The sequence below is a fragment of the Robiginitalea aestuariiviva genome, assembly GCF_029537735.1.
In the GTDB taxonomy this organism is placed as follows: domain Bacteria; phylum Bacteroidota; class Bacteroidia; order Flavobacteriales; family Flavobacteriaceae; genus Robiginitalea; species Robiginitalea aestuariiviva.
Genome location: NZ_JARPUQ010000002.1, coordinates 1134358 through 1149989, shown reverse-complemented (window position 1 = coordinate 1149989; position 15632 = coordinate 1134358). Strand labels below are relative to the sequence as shown.

Annotated in this window: 16 protein-coding genes; 7 read left to right on the top strand and 9 right to left on the bottom strand. The window is 54.0% G+C overall.

What is annotated here, in order from left to right:
* Positions 1–36: 36 nt before the first annotated feature.
* Both OZ410_RS11945 and uvrA read right to left on the bottom strand, forming a co-directional pair.
* Positions 37–1257 (bottom strand): hypothetical protein, encoded by a 1221-nt coding sequence (locus OZ410_RS11945; protein WP_277708200.1) that lies wholly within the window; start codon positions 1255–1257, stop codon positions 37–39.
* A gap of 169 nt (positions 1258–1426) precedes the next feature.
* Positions 1427–4213, bottom strand: coding sequence for an excinuclease ABC subunit UvrA (uvrA, locus tag OZ410_RS11940; RefSeq protein ID WP_277708199.1), 2787 nt, complete (start codon positions 4211–4213; stop codon positions 1427–1429).
* Between the two features lie 245 nt (positions 4214–4458).
* Between uvrA and OZ410_RS11935 the strand changes: the two genes are divergently transcribed.
* From OZ410_RS11935 to OZ410_RS11920, 4 genes are all read left to right on the top strand, one after another.
* On the top strand, positions 4459–5043 hold the full coding sequence (locus OZ410_RS11935) for an RNA polymerase sigma factor (RefSeq protein WP_277708198.1): 585 nt from the start codon (positions 4459–4461) through the stop codon (positions 5041–5043).
* Between the two features lie 72 nt (positions 5044–5115).
* The gene (locus tag OZ410_RS11930) at positions 5116–5259 is read left to right on the top strand and encodes a hypothetical protein (protein WP_277708197.1); all 144 of its coding nucleotides are present in this window, start codon (positions 5116–5118) and stop codon (positions 5257–5259) included.
* A gap of 279 nt (positions 5260–5538) precedes the next feature.
* Positions 5539–6123 carry a sigma-70 family RNA polymerase sigma factor gene (locus tag OZ410_RS11925; RefSeq protein WP_277708196.1) on the top strand — a complete coding sequence of 195 codons (585 nt, stop codon included), beginning with the start codon at positions 5539–5541 and terminating at the stop codon, positions 6121–6123.
* A gap of 63 nt (positions 6124–6186) precedes the next feature.
* Complete coding sequence (locus OZ410_RS11920; protein WP_277708195.1) at positions 6187–6330, top strand: hypothetical protein; 144 nt, start codon at positions 6187–6189, stop codon at positions 6328–6330.
* A gap of 15 nt (positions 6331–6345) precedes the next feature.
* On the opposite strand, the gene nth is transcribed toward OZ410_RS11920, so the two are convergent.
* Positions 6346–7011: an endonuclease III gene (gene nth, locus OZ410_RS11915; protein ID WP_277708194.1), complete on the bottom strand. Its 666-nt coding sequence runs from the start codon at positions 7009–7011 to the stop codon at positions 6346–6348.
* Positions 7012–7055: 44 nt separating this feature from the next.
* Here nth and bcp point away from each other — a divergent pair, with 44 nt between their 5' ends.
* Positions 7056–7511, top strand: coding sequence for a thioredoxin-dependent thiol peroxidase (bcp, locus tag OZ410_RS11910; protein ID WP_277708193.1), 456 nt, complete (start codon positions 7056–7058; stop codon positions 7509–7511).
* Positions 7512–7556: 45 nt separating this feature from the next.
* Here the strand turns inward: bcp and OZ410_RS11905 are convergent, their stop codons facing one another.
* The gene (locus OZ410_RS11905; protein WP_277708192.1) at positions 7557–9017 is read right to left on the bottom strand and encodes a TonB-dependent receptor; all 1461 of its coding nucleotides are present in this window, start codon (positions 9015–9017) and stop codon (positions 7557–7559) included.
* Between the two features lie 88 nt (positions 9018–9105).
* Between OZ410_RS11905 and OZ410_RS11900 the strand changes: the two genes are divergently transcribed.
* Both OZ410_RS11900 and OZ410_RS11895 read left to right on the top strand, forming a co-directional pair.
* Positions 9106–9870, top strand: a complete 765-nt coding sequence (locus OZ410_RS11900) for an MBL fold metallo-hydrolase (RefSeq protein WP_277708191.1) — start codon at positions 9106–9108, stop codon at positions 9868–9870.
* An 84-nt stretch (positions 9871–9954) separates the two neighbouring features.
* Complete coding sequence (locus OZ410_RS11895) at positions 9955–10362, top strand: hydrolase (protein ID WP_420917758.1); 408 nt, start codon at positions 9955–9957, stop codon at positions 10360–10362.
* A gap of 1 nt (position 10363) precedes the next feature.
* On the opposite strand, the gene OZ410_RS11890 is transcribed toward OZ410_RS11895, so the two are convergent.
* The 5 genes from OZ410_RS11890 to OZ410_RS11870 all read right to left on the bottom strand — a co-directional run bounded on the left by OZ410_RS11890 (position 10364) and on the right by OZ410_RS11870 (position 15631).
* Positions 10364–11023: an alpha/beta hydrolase gene (locus OZ410_RS11890; RefSeq protein WP_277708189.1), complete on the bottom strand. Its 660-nt coding sequence runs from the start codon at positions 11021–11023 to the stop codon at positions 10364–10366.
* Positions 11024–11026: 3 nt separating this feature from the next.
* A complete protein-coding gene (locus OZ410_RS11885; RefSeq protein WP_277708188.1) occupies positions 11027–11356 on the bottom strand; it encodes a DUF4870 domain-containing protein in 330 nt (109 codons plus the stop codon).
* On the bottom strand, positions 11353–12609 hold the full coding sequence (locus OZ410_RS11880; protein ID WP_277708187.1) for a dihydroorotase: 1257 nt from the start codon (positions 12607–12609) through the stop codon (positions 11353–11355). The genes OZ410_RS11885 and OZ410_RS11880 overlap by 4 nt, the downstream gene beginning before the upstream one ends.
* Positions 12606–14525 carry a BatA domain-containing protein gene (locus OZ410_RS11875; RefSeq protein WP_277708186.1) on the bottom strand — a complete coding sequence of 640 codons (1920 nt, stop codon included), beginning with the start codon at positions 14523–14525 and terminating at the stop codon, positions 12606–12608. Before OZ410_RS11875 ends, OZ410_RS11880 begins: the two co-directional genes overlap by 4 nt.
* A 95-nt stretch (positions 14526–14620) precedes the next feature.
* A complete protein-coding gene (locus OZ410_RS11870; protein WP_277708185.1) occupies positions 14621–15631 on the bottom strand; it encodes a glycosyltransferase family 2 protein in 1011 nt (336 codons plus the stop codon).
* Between the last annotated feature and the right edge of the window lies 1 nt (position 15632).

Here is a 15632-nt window from a genome sequence, read left to right as displayed (position 1 = left end):
GGGTCCTCACAACTAACCAACCTAAAAACTAATCTTTCACTGGCCGGAGCGTCCGCTGCGTGCATTGCTTCGCGCCTGAACCTGACGGCTCCTTCCGGGGGCGGCCTTCGCAGTCCGGCTTTTTTGTCCCCGGCTTTGCTGTGCCCGCTGGGGGCTGCGGCTCACCTCGGTACTCCGGCGGGTAACCACGGTGCGACCCTGTTGTGCCCGTTGGGGGCTACGGCTTACCTCCGTGCTGCGTCGGGTAACCGTAGTACGGGCCTGGCTGCGGCCCTGCTGTGCCCGTTGCGGGCTGCGGTTTACCTCGGTGCTGCGCCGGGTAACCGTAGTGGTTCGCGTTACGCCCTGGGCTTTGTGCCCGCGGGATTCCACCTGGGGTCTGCGGTTGTTTTGTACCGCGCGTCGCTGGGGCGCCTGAGTGGCCTGACGGTTGCTGCGGGTGACCGGCCGGCGGTTGGCCTCGGCCCGATTGGGCTGACTGCGGCGCACTTCCGCGCTGCGGGCGTTGGAGCGCACATCCTGGTGGCGGGTCCCCATCCGGTTTACATCCCGGCGGTAGGGCTCACGGGCAGCTACCCGGCGGTCGTTCCGATACACGCGGCTGCGGTCTGCACGGTCCTTATACCGGTAGGTCTTACCCACATGGGCAAAGGCCCGGCGATGGTTGTAGCGGTAAGGCGCATAGTAGGTGTAGCGCACCGGCTGATAAAACCTGCGGTAAGGACGGTTGTACACCATGCAGAATCCTACGGCCGGACGGGCAAAGTAGCGGTGGAACGGACGGTAGATATACCTGCGGTTATATACGTTGATGTATCCGACATGGTAATCGTAGAACCCTCTGTTATTGTAGAAGACCCGCATCCCGCCAATCCGGAAGGCGCGACCGTTGCGATACCAGATATCGATGCCTCCAATACGGTTTACGCGTCCGTAATAGTCGTAATAGATGGGGATGTTTTCCACCTGGATTACGGCGCCATAGTCGTCGTATTGGACGTAAGGGTTGTAGTTAAACCCGGAATTAAAGGTAATCCCAACCGGCCCCGCGCCAATATGGGCATTAACCCCGGCGTAGTTATCGATATAGAAGTCGAATTCTCCATCCGGGTAAACGGAAAAGGTTACACCGTTCTCCACAAAGATGAAAGAATTGCCGTAACGGAACGCATTGCGAGTTACAACCTTATCTTCCGGAGTGGCCTGCAGGGATGTTCCCATCACCATGGCCGCAAATAAAAGTACCAACTGTTTCATGACATAAGGTTTTAAAGTTCCGAATGGGATTATCCACATTCCACCCTGTATGAAACAATTAGCGTGCCAAAAAAAAGAGAATATACCTAAAATCCTGTATATGAGATATATAAAGAGATACAAGGACAAAGGCTCCAGGATGCTGCTCACCAAATAACCTGAAGGCGACTCAGGAATTCAATTTTTCCCGCAGGTACTGACCTGTTCGCGATTCCGGATTTTCCGCCAGGGATTCCGGGGTGCCCGCCCCAAGCAGGCATCCACCTTTGTCCCCGCCTTCTGGACCCAGGTCAATGAGGTGGTCCGCGCATTTGATCAGGTCCAGATTGTGTTCCACCACAATAATCGAATGTCCTTTGGCAATAAGGGCCTCAAAGGATTTCAGCAGCTTGTGGATGTCGTGGAAGTGCAGGCCGGTGGTGGGTTCGTCAAAAATAAACAGGCCTTTCTCCCGGGATTGCCCTTTGCCCAGGAAGGAAGCCAGCTTCACGCGTTGGGCTTCGCCCCCGGATAGGGTAGAGGAGGGCTGCCCCAGGGTAACATAACCCAGCCCTACATCCTGCAGGGGTTGGAGTTTCTGGGCAATCTTTTCCTGCTTGTGCCCGCGGAAAAAAGCAACGGCATCGTCCACAGTCATGGTCAGGATGTCGTCGATGTTTGCGCCTTCAAATACCACCTCAAGCACTTCCTTCTTAAACCGTTTTCCACCGCACTGGTCGCATTCCAGGTGTACATCGGCCATAAATTGCATCTCTACGGTAATCTCGCCTTCCCCCTTACACTTGTCGCAGCGCCCGCCATCGATATTAAAGGAAAAATGCTTGGCCTTATACCCCCTGATTTTACTGAGTTTCTGGGAGGCGTACAGGTTTCGGATTTCGTCGTAAGCCTTCAGGTAAGTCACGGGGTTGGACCGGGAAGACCGCCCGATGGGGTTCTGGTCCACAAACTCCACATAGCTGAGGAATTTGAATTCCCCTTCCACCGCGCTGTGTTGCCCGGCCTTGTCGCCGTAACCTCCCAGGGCCTTTTGCAAGACCGGGTAGAGGATTTTGCGCACCAGGGTGCTTTTTCCGCTTCCCGATACCCCGGTCACCACGGTCAGGCATTGAAGGGGGAAGCGTACGTCGATATTTTGCAGGTTATTTTGCCGCGCCCCCAGGATCTCAATATACCCTTTGCCGGCCCGGCGCCTGGCAGGTACAGGAATTTCCAGGGTCCCATTCAGGTAACGGGCGGTAAAGCTATCCGAGGCCAGGATGTCCTCCAGGGTACCCTGGGCTACAACTTCGCCTCCCAGACTGCCGGCTTCCGGACCTATATCTATAATGTAGTCGGCCGCACGCATCATGTCTTCGTCGTGTTCCACTACAATAACCGTATTGCCCAGGTTGCGCAGGGATTCCAGTACCCCAATCAGGTTTTCCGTATCCCGGGGATGCAGGCCAATGCTGGGCTCGTCCAGGATGTACATGGAGCCCACCAGGCTGCTGCCCAAAGAGGTAGCCAGGTTAATCCGCTGGCTTTCGCCCCCGGAAAGGGTATTCGATTTCCGATTCAGGGTCAGGTAGCCCAGCCCCACCTGCATGAGGTAGGAAAGGCGATTGCGCACCTCGGTAAGCAGGCGACGGGCAATTTGCTGGTCGTGCTGGCCCAGCTCCAGGGTTTCAAAAAAATCGTGGAGGCGGTAGATGGGTTCTTCGACCAGTTCTGAAATAGACTTGCCATAGATGCGCACGTACTGGGCCTCGGGGCGCAGGCGCTTGCCCTGGCAGACCGGGCATTTGGTCTTGCCCCGGTACCGGGAAAGCATTACCCGGTTTTGGATTTTATAGCTCTTTTCCTCCAGTTGTAAGAAGAAGTCATTCAACCCGGTAATGAATTCGTTTCCTTCCCAGACCAATTGCTGCTGCTGCGGACTGAGTTCGAACCAGGGTTTATGAATGGGGAAGTCGAATTTATAGGCGTGGTTCACCAACTGGTCCCTGTACCACCCCATGCTCTCGCCCCTCCAGGGAAATATGGCATTATCGTAGACCGAAAGGGCCGTATTGGGGACCACCAGGTCTTCGTCTATCCCGATAACATCCCCGTACCCCTCGCATTTGGGGCATGCCCCGTAGGGATTGTTAAAACTGAAGAGGTGCACATTGGGCTCGGGGAAGGCCATGCCGTCCAGTTCAAAGCGGTTGCTGAAATCCGTGCGGTTACCATCTTTCAGGGCCAGGACAGAGCAGGTGCCTTTGCCCTCAAAGAATGCGGTATCCACGGCATCCGCCAGGCGGTTTAAAAAATCCTCATCGCCGGGCCTGCAAACGATACGGTCCACCACCAGTTCAAAGGCGCGGGCATCGGGTTCCAGGTCTTCCCGGATACGCATCACTTCTTCCCCCACGCGGATACGCGCATACCCCTGTTTGGAAAGCATTTGCAGAAAGCCTTTGGTTTCGCGCCCCTCGGGTACGGATACCGGCGCCAACAGGAGCAGGCGCTCGCCCTCCGGGTGGCCGTTTACAAAATCGACCACGTCGGACACCGTGTGTTTTTTCACCTCTTCCCCCGATACCGGGGAATAGGTCCTGCCCACTCGGGCAAAGAGCAGTTTCAGGTAATCGTAGATTTCCGTGGTGGTCCCCACCGTAGAACGGGGGTTGGTGGAATTTACCTTTTGCTCAATGGCAATGGCCGGGGCAATGCCGCGGATGTGGTCTACCTTGGGTTTATCCAGCTTGCCCAGAAACTGGCGGGCATAGGAAGAGAGGCTTTCCACGTAGCGCCGCTGCCCTTCTGCATACAGGGTATCAAACGCCAGGGAAGACTTCCCGGACCCGGACATCCCGGTAATGACGACCAGGCGGTTGCGGGGGATATCCACGCTAATATTCTTCAGGTTGTGCAGGCGGGCACCCTGAATGCTGATGTGGGATTTGGCGTCGGTATGGGATAGTGCGGGCATAACCTTTGAAAATTGGCGTAAAGATACGACAACTGCAAGGCTTCTCCCATGGGCTTGCATGGCGTTTCCCAGGCCCGAAAGGTTAAGATTTTCTTGACATTTCTTTTTTTTATCTATATTTGGAAGGTACATCACAAAGCCCTGGCCTATAGGACAACATTACTTTTTTGAATTGACAAACCCCAAATCTGCTCCCCGGGAACCCTGGTTTCCAAAACGGCGCAGCCTTCAAAAAAGTAAGTTGTATGGAACTACTGCAGGCCAAAGATGCCACCCTTATCCAGAAATACACCCAAGGCGACGAGCGCGCGCTGGAAGTATTGATCAACCGGTATAACACCCGGCTTTCTTCCTTTATCTATTCCAAGGTTTTTGACAAGGAGATCACCGAAGACATCTTCCAGGATACCTTTGTTAAGGTGATTCGAACCCTGAAACGGGGGAAATACAATGAAGAGGGCAAGTTCCTCCCCTGGGTTATCCGTATTGCCCATAACCTTATTATTGACCATTTCCGTAAAAGCAATCGCATGCCCCGGTACGAAATGGGGGAGGAGTATAGCCTATTTTCCATCATGCAGGATGGCAGCCTCAATGCGGAGCACCAACTGATACAGGACCAGATTACCGAAGACCTGGCCAGCCTGATCCGCCAACTTCCCGAAGACCAGCAGAAGGTGCTGCAGATGCGGATGTACCAGGAAATGAGCTTTAAAGAAATCGCCGAACGCACCGGCGTCAGCATCAATACCGCCCTGGGCCGCATGCGCTACGCCCTGATCAACCTGAGACGCCTTATCGAGGAGCACAGCATTGTTTTAACGAATTAATAGGCGTTAGGTCGAAGCAAATAACAGGTTTCCAGATGGGTTGCGTTATTTTGAAAATGATAACGCAGCGCTATGGAGCAACTTTACACCAAAACTTCCCCCCAATGCAAACTGGTGACCGCTTCCGAGGAAACGGTCCGGTTCCTGCTGGATTACTCTAAGTCCCTTTCCATTGTGGAAGCCGACGGCATGACCATAGAGAATAACCTGAACTGATTCCGGTTTTTTAAGGTAAGTGCTTGTTCCGCAGGCGTTGATACCCTGACGGGGCGCATTTTGCAGGGCTACACAATACTTCCTGAGACTTTTCGTTGCCTTCGCTCAAAGGGTTAAAAAGCTAATTCCCGGCTTTTACATCAAGAATCCACCCTTTTACAACATACTTTTTCCACGGGCATGGCCTTTGGCTACTTTTAGAATGTGTTTGAAACAACAGGCACTTAACCCCAATCTAAATTTGCCAACTAGGCTTAACTGAACCAAAATTTACGCTCTATGGAATTACAGATCGACGACTCAGCCTTGGTACAGGACTACATCAGCGGGGACGAGCGCGCGCTCGAAACCCTGATCCACCGCCACAACCAACGCATTACCAGCTTTATTTACTCCAAGGTCATGGACCGGGACGCGGCCGAGGACATTTTTCAGGATACCTTTATTAAGGTGATCAAAACCCTGAAAAAAGGAAATTACAGCGAGGAGGGGAAATTCCTTCCCTGGGTGATGCGCATCGCCCACAACCTGATTATCGATTACTTCCGCAAAAACAAGCGGATGCCCAAATTCGAAGGGGGAGAAGACTTCAATATTTTCTCCGTAATCGGAGACGATCGCCCCAACATTGAACGCCAGCTGATCAAGGACCAAATCGACAGCGATCTGAACCTGCTGATTGACGAACTCCCGGACGACCAACGGGAAGTACTGATCATGCGTATCTATAAAGACATGAGCTTCAAGGAGATATCCGAGTCCACCGGCGTTAGCATCAACACCGCCCTGGGCCGTATGCGGTATGCCCTGATCAACCTTCGGAAAATCATCCAGAAGAACAATATCGTCCTGACCAATTATTGAGATTTCAGTCGAGCAATATTCCGCTTCGGGTTGCGTTATACTAGTGTAACGAACCTGAAGCATATGGAAAAAGTTTACTCAGAACAGGCCAAAACCTGTGAGGTCATTCAAGCCGGGAAGGCGACTGTAGACCGGTTGTTGCAGTTCTCCAGAACGCTGCACCTGGTGGAGTACAAGGACTTCACATTCGAGGCAAATTTGAATTAAGAAACAGGGCCCGCTTTACGAGCGGGCCTTTTTTTTGGCTGCTACCTCCCGTAGTACGGACTTGCGGCCAATGGTACGGGTTATTTCATCTCGTTCCAGGTTCCAGCCCCGTGCCGGGCAGTATTCCCTCCCATACCAGATAATTTGTAGGTGCAATTTGTTCCAGGAAGCTTCCGGGAACAACCGTTTGGCGTCTTTTTCCGTTTGCACCACATTCTTGCCTGTAGATAATCCCCACCGGTACATCAGGCGGTGGATATGCGTGTCTACGGGGAATGCAGGGATCCCAAATGCCTGGGAAACCACCACGCTGGCGGTTTTGTGCCCTACGCCGGGTAAGGTTTCCAGGGCTTCGAGATCTGGCGGTACCTGGCCCTGGTAACGGTCCAACAGGATTTGGGAAAGCGCATGGATGGCTTTGGCTTTGGTGGGCGAAAGGCCAACAGGCCTTATGATTTCACGGATTTCATCCACCTTTAGGCGTACCATTTCCGCAGGACTGTTCGCCCGTTTAAACAGCTTAGGGGTAGTCTGGTTTACTCGAACGTCTGTGCTTTGTGCGCTCAGCAGCACTGCAATCAACAGCGTATAGGGATCCTGGTGGTCCAGGGGGATAGGCACTTCGGGGTACAACCGGTTCAGGGTTTGTATCACAAAGGCCGCTTTTTCTTTTTTGGTCATTAATGTTTAATTTTGCAAAGTTAAAAATAAACAAAACCTCAGATATGAATACGCTCCAACCCGGGGACAAAGTACCGGAATTTAAAGCCTTCGACCAAGACGGAAATACCATTACCCCTGCAGATTACCAGGGCAAAAAGTGGGTAGTTTTCTTTTATCCCAAGGCAAACACCCCGGGCTGCACGGCAGAAGCCTGCAATCTCCGTGACCATTTTGCCGAACTACAAAATGCCGGGTACGAATTGCTGGGTGTAAGTGCGGATTCCCAGAAGAAACAAAGCAATTTTCGCGATAAATTCGAATTTCCCTTTCCCTTGCTGGCCGACGAAGACCGGCAGGTTATTGAAGCCTTCGGGGTGTGGGGCCCAAAGAAATTTATGGGCCGGGAATTTGACGGTATCCACCGCAAAACCTTTATCATGGACGAAAATGGGGTGGTTACCCGGGTGATCGACAAAGTCAACACCAAAGACCACGCCGCACAGATCCTGGCGTTTTAATCCGGGAATATCAACAAAAAAAAGCCGGGGAAATCCCGGCTTTTTTTATTCCAGCAGGTGAGATGCCGGATTCTTTTTGGGCAGGAAGAGTTTCTTTTCCCTGATGACTTCCGCAATCCCTTCCGGCAGCATTTCTTCCCATCCTTCTTCTCCCTGGGTGATTTTCTTAAGCACATCCCTGGAGAATATATGGAGGATATCCGGGTCGTAATCGATGATGTCCATCACCTTCCCGTTGTATTTGAAGAATTTGTAGAGCTCCTTCATCCTCGGGTGGACCTTGATGTTGTTGCTGGTCATGATCTGACCCGTTTCCGGGTCTTTCATGGGGTAGAGGTATACCTTAAGGTCTTTAAAGAATAGTTTTCCAAAGGCCTCCAGGATACCACCGCTCAGGTGGCGGTAATATTTTTCATCAAAGATGTCCACCAGGTTGTTTACCCCCATGGTCAGGCCAATGCGGTTCTTGGTGTAATTGTTGAAATACTCCACCAGCTTGTAGTATTCCGAGAACTTGGAAATCATCACCATATGGCCCAGGGAGCAGAGGAGCTCTGCCCGGTCCATAAAATCCTGTTCGTCAATTTCCCCGCTGGATTTCAGGTTGGACAGGGTGATCTCAAAGATCACGATGGCGTTTTCCTGGTCCACGGTCTGTTCCCGGATAAAAATGTCATAGGACTTCTGGAACATGTCCATGTTAACCTTGGTCGCGGGTCGGAAACTTCCCCGAAGTGCCAGGATGTTCTTCTTGTAAAGTACCGCTGCCGGAAGCAGGTTGTTACCGTCCGGGCCAAACATAACAGCATCCGTCATGTCGTTTTTGATGAGCTGCAGGCTCATCAGGCGGTTGTCCACATGGGAAAAATTGGGCCCGGAGAAATTCACCATATCGATCTCCAGGGTGTCCTGATCAATGTGGTCGTACAGGTATTTAAGCAGTTTGCGGGGTTTGTGATATTTGTAGAAAGCCCCGTAAATCAGGTTTACTCCCACGATACCCAGGGTTTCCTGTTGTAATCGCGCCTCGTTTTGCTTAAAACGGATGTGCAGGATAATCTCATCGAATTCCTTTTGGCGGGGATCCAGCTGGAAGCGGATCCCTACCCAGCCATGTCCTTTGTAGCGCTTGGAAAAGTCGATGGTCGCTACGGTATTGGCATAGGAAAAAAAGAGGCGATCCGGGTGATGTTCCCGGCTGATCCGCTCCTCCATGAGCTTCATCTCGTGGTTGAGCATCTTCTGCAAACGACTCTGGGTCACATACCGGCCATCTTCCTCCATGCCGTAGATGGCATCGCTGAAGTCCTTGTCGTAGGCGCTCATGGCCTTGGCAATAGTTCCGGAGGCACCCCCCGCCCGGAAAAAATGGCGGGCGGTTTCCTGCCCGGCGCCAATTTCGGCAAAAGTGCCGTAGATATCCGGATTCAGGTTGATCCGCAGGGTTTTGGCCTTAATGGAGGGGACGTTTTCGAAAGCGAATTCATTCTTCTGAACGGAGGGCATGTCGGCATTTTTACTCGAAACAAAGATAAAAAGATGGGGCGATCCAAATAATAAATATGTTATAAATTTGGATAAAACAGACAAGCGGTTGAAGATTACTTTTCTCGGCACAGGCACATCCCAGGGAGTCCCGGTTATCGGCAGTGACGATCCGGTTTGTCTTAGCGAAGACCCCAGGGATAAGCGCCTGAGGGTCTCGGTGCTGGTGCAGGTGAAGGGGCAGAACCTGGTAATCGACTGCGGGCCGGATTTCCGGCAACAGATGCTTTCCAACCCCATTCCCCGCCTGGATGCCATCCTTTTTACCCACGAACACGCAGACCATACCGCCGGCATAGATGATATCCGACCGTTTTTTTTTCGCCAGGGGGACATCCCCATTTATGCGCATCCCCGGGTAGTGGCCTCCCTTCAAAAACGCTTCGATTATATTTTTGCCGACCAGAACCGTTACCCCGGCGCTCCGGCCGTGCGGATCCATGAAGTGGAACGGGGCCACCCCTTCCGCATTGGAAAACAGCTCATTACCCCGGTGGAAGTCTGGCATAACCGCCTGCAGGTTTTCGGGTTCCGGATAGGGGATTTCGCCTACCTGACAGATATGAAAACCATAGAGCCGGAGGAGGAAAGGCACCTGGAGGGCCTCAAGGTATTGGTGGTTAACGCCCTAAGGGAAGAACCCCACCACTCCCACCTGAACCTGGAAGAAGCGCTGGCGTTTATCGACCGGGTAGCCCCCGAGGCGGCATACCTGACCCACATCAGCCATAAGCTTGGGTTTCACGCCCGGGTAGAGGAACGCCTTCCAGCCCATGTGCACCTGGCCTATGACAACCTTACCCTAACGATTTAACCCATGCAGAAAAACATTTTCCTTTACCTCTTTGTCTTTGCAGCACTGATTGCGCTTTACCTGGCTGTGGGCAGCAGCCGTACGATGACAACACTGACGCGGGATATCGACCGATATCAGGAGCGGGAACAGCAGTGGAAGGACTCCCTTACGCAGGCGCGCCTGGACGTGCTGGACATGCAGTACTTCAGCCTTGAAAACAATGACGATGCCCTCGTGTATTTTGACCACTTGAACCTGGAGGACCCTGCCGGGTATGTGCGGGACAAATTGCTGGAGACCAATGAACGCCCCGGCGATAACCCCCTGGTGCCCTACGAAGGGATGGAGAGCAATTTTAAAATCAACAAGATCAAGGTTCTAAACCACCGATGGATCCTGGCAGATTACTCCGATGGCAAGTATTGGGGAGAGTTACTGATCGCCTACGAAATACGCGATGACCTGGGCGTGGATTTTACACCCATGGATCATTTGCTCTACGCCCGCTGATTCAATACCGGCCCCGGAGCCAGGTGCGGAATGCATGGAAGTTTTCGGGAGAAACCCCGTGCCCCACCGGGAATTCCTCATAACGGTGTTCAATTCCCATTTCGGTTAAAAAGGCTGCCGCCTGCTGGGCCCAGGCGGGGGGGATCACCATATCCAATTGGCCGTGAGAGGCATAGATTTCCAGGTGGGAATGGTCCTTTTCCCGATATCCTTCTCCCAGCATGGCGGGGTCCAGGTATCCGCTAAGGGCAACCAGGGAGCGGATCTTTTCCGGGTAGGAAAGGGCCAGGGCATAACCCAGGATACTCCCCTGGCTAAAGCCAAGGAGGCTGACGCGCTCTGCATCCAGATCATATGCATTAACGGCTTCTTCCAGAAAAGCATTAAGCGCTTCACGCGAGTCGATAGCCTGCGCCGTATCGTTCCATTTTCCTTGTTCCGCCTCAAAGTGTATGGCGTACCAGGCATGTCCGAAAGGCTGTAAGGAATATGGGGCCCGCAGCGAAATCACAAACAGGTCATCAGGCAGTTCGGGGGCAAAGGAGAACAGGTCTTCCTCGTTACTGCCATACCCGTGCAGCATGATCAGCGCAGGGGGCTTGCCTTCCTTTGTTTTGGGTGGGCGGATCAGGTGGTGGAAGGAAAGGGCTTTGGGTTCCATGCCTCAGGGGATAAAGGTGAACCATTGTTGAAAATAGGGGCCAATTCCAGGCACCAGGTATTTACGACCCTGCAAGGCGCCGATAAAGCCATAGATCCAGAGCACAAAATAACAGATATAGAAACCGATCCAGGCGTAGGGATGGAACCAGACGATACTCAGAAAAAGCATAACCAGAATAAAAGACAGGTGAAGCCCAAAGGCCTGTCGGGTATGGAAGCGCCCGAAATCGTGGCGCGGTTCGGCGTTCATGCTCATGGAAATCAGGGATCCGATCAGGGTCAGGTAGGCCACCACGGCTATGGTGCGGGCCTCGGCCGGGGGGCGGCTCATGCCAGTTGGGTTTTATCGCCCACCACCACGCCGTACACCGAGCCCTGAAGTTCCTGTCCGATATACATGGAATTTTTGGAGGTGGAGGCCAGGTCTGCCTCCTGCAGCGTTCTCGTCCCTTCCGGGTTAAAGAGGGTCAGGTTGGCCCGCTGGCCTTCTTCCAGCGCCACGGCTGGCAATCCGAAACGTTCCCGCCCGCGGGTCAGGATTTCCACGCATAGTTCCAGGGGATAAATCCGGCTGAGAATGCCAAAGGCAGATTCCAGGCCCAGGGACCCGAATGCTGCCCGGTCGAATTCCAAACGTTTTTCTTCAATATCCTTGGGGCTGTGGTCCGAGGTTACAAAATCTATGGTGCCTTCCGCCAGGGCTTTGCGCAGGGCTTTTACGTCTGCTTTGCCCCTGAGGGGCGGCAGGACTTTGAATCGGCTGTCAAAACCGGATAGTTCTTCATCCGTAAAAAACAGGTGGTGCAGGGCCACCCCGCAGCTTACATCCATCCCTTTTTTCCGGGCTGCCGCTATAAGGCTCACGGACTGGGCAGTTGAAATAGTGGGGATATGCAACTTGCCCCCGGTGTATTCCAAGAGACGCAGGTCCCGTGCCACGCGCAGTTCTTCGGCCAGGGCCGGAATGCCTTTAAGGCCCAGGCGCACGGAGGTTTCTCCTTCGTGCATCTGTCCCTTCGGTGCCATTTGCCCGTCCAGGGGAAAGGAGTATATCAGGCCCTTGAAATGCTGGGCATACAAGAGGGCCAGTTTAAGCAGGCTGGGGTTTTCCACCGGGTGTTTGCCGTCGCTAAAGCCTACCGCTCCGGCGCCGTGCATATCGTAAAGTTCTGCCAGATCTACTCCCTGGCGCCCAAGGCTCAGGGCTCCAAGAGGGAAGAGTTCGGCAACGCTTTCCCGGGCAGCCTCGCGCAGGAATACCACGTCCCCGCTGGTGTCCGGTACCGGTCGGGTATCCGGGTTTAGTACAATGCCCGTAAAACCACTGGAGGCTGCGACCTTTAATCCATTGGATATGGTTTCCCGCTCTTCGAACCCGGGCTCTCCAAAGCTTACGCTATGGTCGAACCATCCCGGACTCACATGTAAATTTTTCAGGGTAATCACCGGGACCCCTTCGGGCGTGTCCAGGTTGGCGGCGATTTTGGCGATCCGCCCGTTTTCGATCAAAAGGTCCCGCTTTTTGCCGTGTATCCCGGGTTGGCCCGGGGTCACTAAGGTCGCGGATTTTAGTACGAGCTTCATCGCAGGAATTTTTGGAGCAGAAGTTCTGCCGCCGCAAAGATCAAGGCAAAAATAACAAACCATTTCCAAAGCTCCGTTACCCGGATGCTATTTTGATAGCCTTCCAGCAGGCCTGATACATCTGAGGCCTGGTCCAGCCCATCGGGCAGGGTTGGGGTATGCCGCAAAGCCTGGCTTTCCCGCCTGGGGTAGTTAAAGCTGAAGCGGTACCCGGATTCGGGCCTTTCTGCCAATTCATAGGTCCCGGCTACCTGGGGTTCTGATCCAAACCGAAGCAGGGTGTTGCGCCCGGCCCCCTGTTGTTCCGGGATAAAACGAGCTCCGGGTTGTTCCAGCACAAAGACGGCATCGTCGGCCTGAGACAAGCCAATCCGTGCGAAGGCCTCTTCCCCGATGGTAAAATACAGCTCCGGGAAGGCCAGATTATATCGTGCAACCCCATAAAAAACCGGTACAATAAGCGGAGATTCCCTGAAGGTGCTCACCTGGGAATCCAGGGAGGCGCTTAGCAGGAAAAGGTTGCCGGAACCCAGCAAAAAGGGCTCGCCGTTCTGAAAATCCAGGATTCCCGGCCCCGAGCCCTCCACCTGGTAATAGGAACGAACCCCGGGATATTCGAAATTATCCACAGGGGATTCAAAAACATCCCGGAACAGGGGATGGTCATAACGGATGCCGGAAATGCGGTTTTCGGTATCTACGCGCCCGGCAATGCGCCAGCCGGCGGCGGGTTCCAAAAATCGGTTATACCCTACGGCATCCATTTCCCTGGCGGGGATGACCAGTAGCTTGGTACCCTGCTCCAGCAGTTGTTCCATAACCTGGATAAGGGCCTCAGGCCAGGTTTCCAGGGCATTCAGCACCACCAGGTCCTGTTCCAGCAGACGCCCGAAATCTACTTCCCTTATCCCGGAGGTGGTAAATTCAAATTCATCCGGTGTATATATGCGTTGCAGGGGCCCGTTATCCCCAGGCCCCAGACTCATGACTTTTATTCTTTCCGGGGCGTTCAGCGTAAAGTAGAGCGTATTGTCGTACGGCAGGCCTTCGTCCAGGATGCGGACAGCACCCCGGATGTCCTGTCCATCGGGCAGGCTGAAACGGGCACTGCCTGATCCTCCGGCCCCGATATCCGCCGAGCTCTTGGCTATTAGGGTATCGGCGTTAAAAAGGGAAATCGGGCTGCCCTGCCCATCGTCCTGCAGGCTCACATTTACCTGTAATTCCAGCAAATCCTCACCCCGGGAAATGATATAGGCGGTGTCCAGGGACATATTCCTGAGCGCATCCGGTTGCAGCCGTACCGCCCGGATCCTCACGTCTTCCGCCAGATCAGCCTCCTCCAATCCCATCCCCTGGAAATCCGAAAACAACCACAACTCACGTTGGGCTCCGGGGCTTTCGCCAAAATAGGGGCGGGCGCGCATCTGAAGGGTTTCCAGATTCGCCTGCTGATAGGTGAATTGCAGCCCCAGAAGCGTTTGCCGGAGCTGATCCAGGGAACGCACGGGATACTGCCCGTCATTGGTTAAGACAGCACAGCGAAAATCCCCGGGAAGTTCACGGAGCAAATGCTGTACCACCGCACCCAGCAGGGTAGTGGAACCGGCAGTGGCTTCCATGCTGAAGGAATTGTCCAGGTAAATAACTACCTCCCTGGGGTCGGTGGCCCCGGGGTTGGCCCGGTAGGGTTGCGCAAATGCCAGCACCAGGGCGGCAACCAGGCCCAGGCGCGCTGCAAGGAGCAGCCATTTCTTCAACTGGCTGCTTCGGTCGGCCTGCAATTGCAGCCGCTGTAAAACCCTGACATTGGTAAACGGAGTCTTTCGGAATTTGCGGAGCCGCAGCAGGTGAACCAGTACAGGCAGGATCAGGGCTAAGAGGCCCCAAAGCAATTCCGGGTGGGTAAACAGCATAGGTGATATCTCTGATTCAAAGATAGGAAATTCATCAGGCAGCCCGCAGGCTGTTTCGCTTGCCAAACAGGAATCGGACAGCCCTGGGGGCGGCCTTAGCAAAAAAAGAAAAAGTCCTCCATGGCCTGTTGCCCGCAGTGCCCCTCCAGGAATACCCGGATATCCTTTTGGGCGGAGGCATTCGCTACCGTAACGATACTCTGGGGCCGGTCCTCTTTTTGCAATACCCTATAGGGTTCCATCAGATGGCCGTAGATGCGCTTCCCGATTTTGTTCGGGTTGTCGCAGACCCACCGGAAGGGCACGCCTGCCTGGTCCAGCAACCGCGCAACCTTCTTGCCCTTGAAGCCAGCACCCCAGATCACCAGGGGTCGCGTGGGATCGTGGTCCAAATGCAGGAAATAATGGGTTTTGATCTCCAGAAAATAATTTTGGGCGTAATGCTCGGAATTCCGGGAGGTGCGTGCCTCGTAATCCCGCCAGTAATGCAGCAATTCCGAAGAAGGCAGGCATGTAAGGCCATCCGCATAGAATCGAAAGCACAGGTCGTAATCTTCCGGGTATCGATCGGGCTTAAAGGCGCCGCAGCGCTCCAGGTCCGTACGCCAGGCCATCCAACAGGGAGACGGGATAACACATTCTTTATAGATTTCACTGAAATTGGCTCCGGAAGCCGTAAGGGCATTCAGCCAGGATTCGTACCGGGCATAACCGTTGGAAATGCCCCGATCCGAAAAATAGCGGACTAGCCCGAGGGCCAGGTGTCCCTCGCCATTTTCCACCAGTTGCCGGCTCATGGTTTCCATCCGCTGGGGGTCCATGCGGTCGTCCGAATCCATACGGGAGATCAGCGACCCACGGCTATGCCGGTAGGCCTGGCGCAGGGCCGGGATAATCCCCCTGCCCTGGGGCTCCAGCACCCGGATGCGCTCATCCTCGCGGGCCGCCTGTTCCAGCAGGCTGCGGGAAGCGTCTGTGCTATGGTCGTCCACAGCCAGCAGTTCCCAATGCAGATAGGATTGTACCCGGATGGAATCCAGGCATTCCGGCAGGTAAGCCGCCGTATTACGAAAGGGCATCAACAGGCTTACAAGGGGTTTTTCCATG

What these genes read in the sequence shown, in the direction of transcription:
- OZ410_RS11945 (WP_277708200.1), bottom strand. Translation starts at nt 1,257, where the DNA reads ATGAAACAGTTGGTACTTTTATTTGCGGCCATGGTGATGGGAACATCC.
- uvrA (WP_277708199.1), bottom strand. Translation starts at nt 4,213, where the DNA reads ATGCCCGCACTATCCCATACCGACGCCAAATCCCACATCAGCATTCAG.
- OZ410_RS11935 (WP_277708198.1), top strand. Translation starts at nt 4,459, where the DNA reads ATGGAACTACTGCAGGCCAAAGATGCCACCCTTATCCAGAAATACACC.
- OZ410_RS11930 (WP_277708197.1), top strand. Translation starts at nt 5,116, where the DNA reads ATGGAGCAACTTTACACCAAAACTTCCCCCCAATGCAAACTGGTGACC.
- OZ410_RS11925 (WP_277708196.1), top strand. Translation starts at nt 5,539, where the DNA reads ATGGAATTACAGATCGACGACTCAGCCTTGGTACAGGACTACATCAGC.
- OZ410_RS11920 (WP_277708195.1), top strand. Translation starts at nt 6,187, where the DNA reads ATGGAAAAAGTTTACTCAGAACAGGCCAAAACCTGTGAGGTCATTCAA.
- nth (WP_277708194.1), bottom strand. Translation starts at nt 7,011, where the DNA reads ATGACCAAAAAAGAAAAAGCGGCCTTTGTGATACAAACCCTGAACCGG.
- bcp (WP_277708193.1), top strand. Translation starts at nt 7,056, where the DNA reads ATGAATACGCTCCAACCCGGGGACAAAGTACCGGAATTTAAAGCCTTC.
- OZ410_RS11905 (WP_277708192.1), bottom strand. Translation starts at nt 9,017, where the DNA reads ATGCCCTCCGTTCAGAAGAATGAATTCGCTTTCGAAAACGTCCCCTCC.
- OZ410_RS11895 (WP_420917758.1), top strand. Translation starts at nt 9,955, where the DNA reads ATGACAACACTGACGCGGGATATCGACCGATATCAGGAGCGGGAACAG.
- OZ410_RS11890 (WP_277708189.1), bottom strand. Translation starts at nt 11,023, where the DNA reads ATGGAACCCAAAGCCCTTTCCTTCCACCACCTGATCCGCCCACCCAAA.
- OZ410_RS11885 (WP_277708188.1), bottom strand. Translation starts at nt 11,356, where the DNA reads ATGAGCCGCCCCCCGGCCGAGGCCCGCACCATAGCCGTGGTGGCCTAC.
- OZ410_RS11880 (WP_277708187.1), bottom strand. Translation starts at nt 12,609, where the DNA reads ATGAAGCTCGTACTAAAATCCGCGACCTTAGTGACCCCGGGCCAACCC.
- OZ410_RS11875 (WP_277708186.1), bottom strand. Translation starts at nt 14,525, where the DNA reads ATGCTGTTTACCCACCCGGAATTGCTTTGGGGCCTCTTAGCCCTGATC.
- OZ410_RS11870 (WP_277708185.1), bottom strand. Translation starts at nt 15,631, where the DNA reads ATGGAAAAACCCCTTGTAAGCCTGTTGATGCCCTTTCGTAATACGGCG.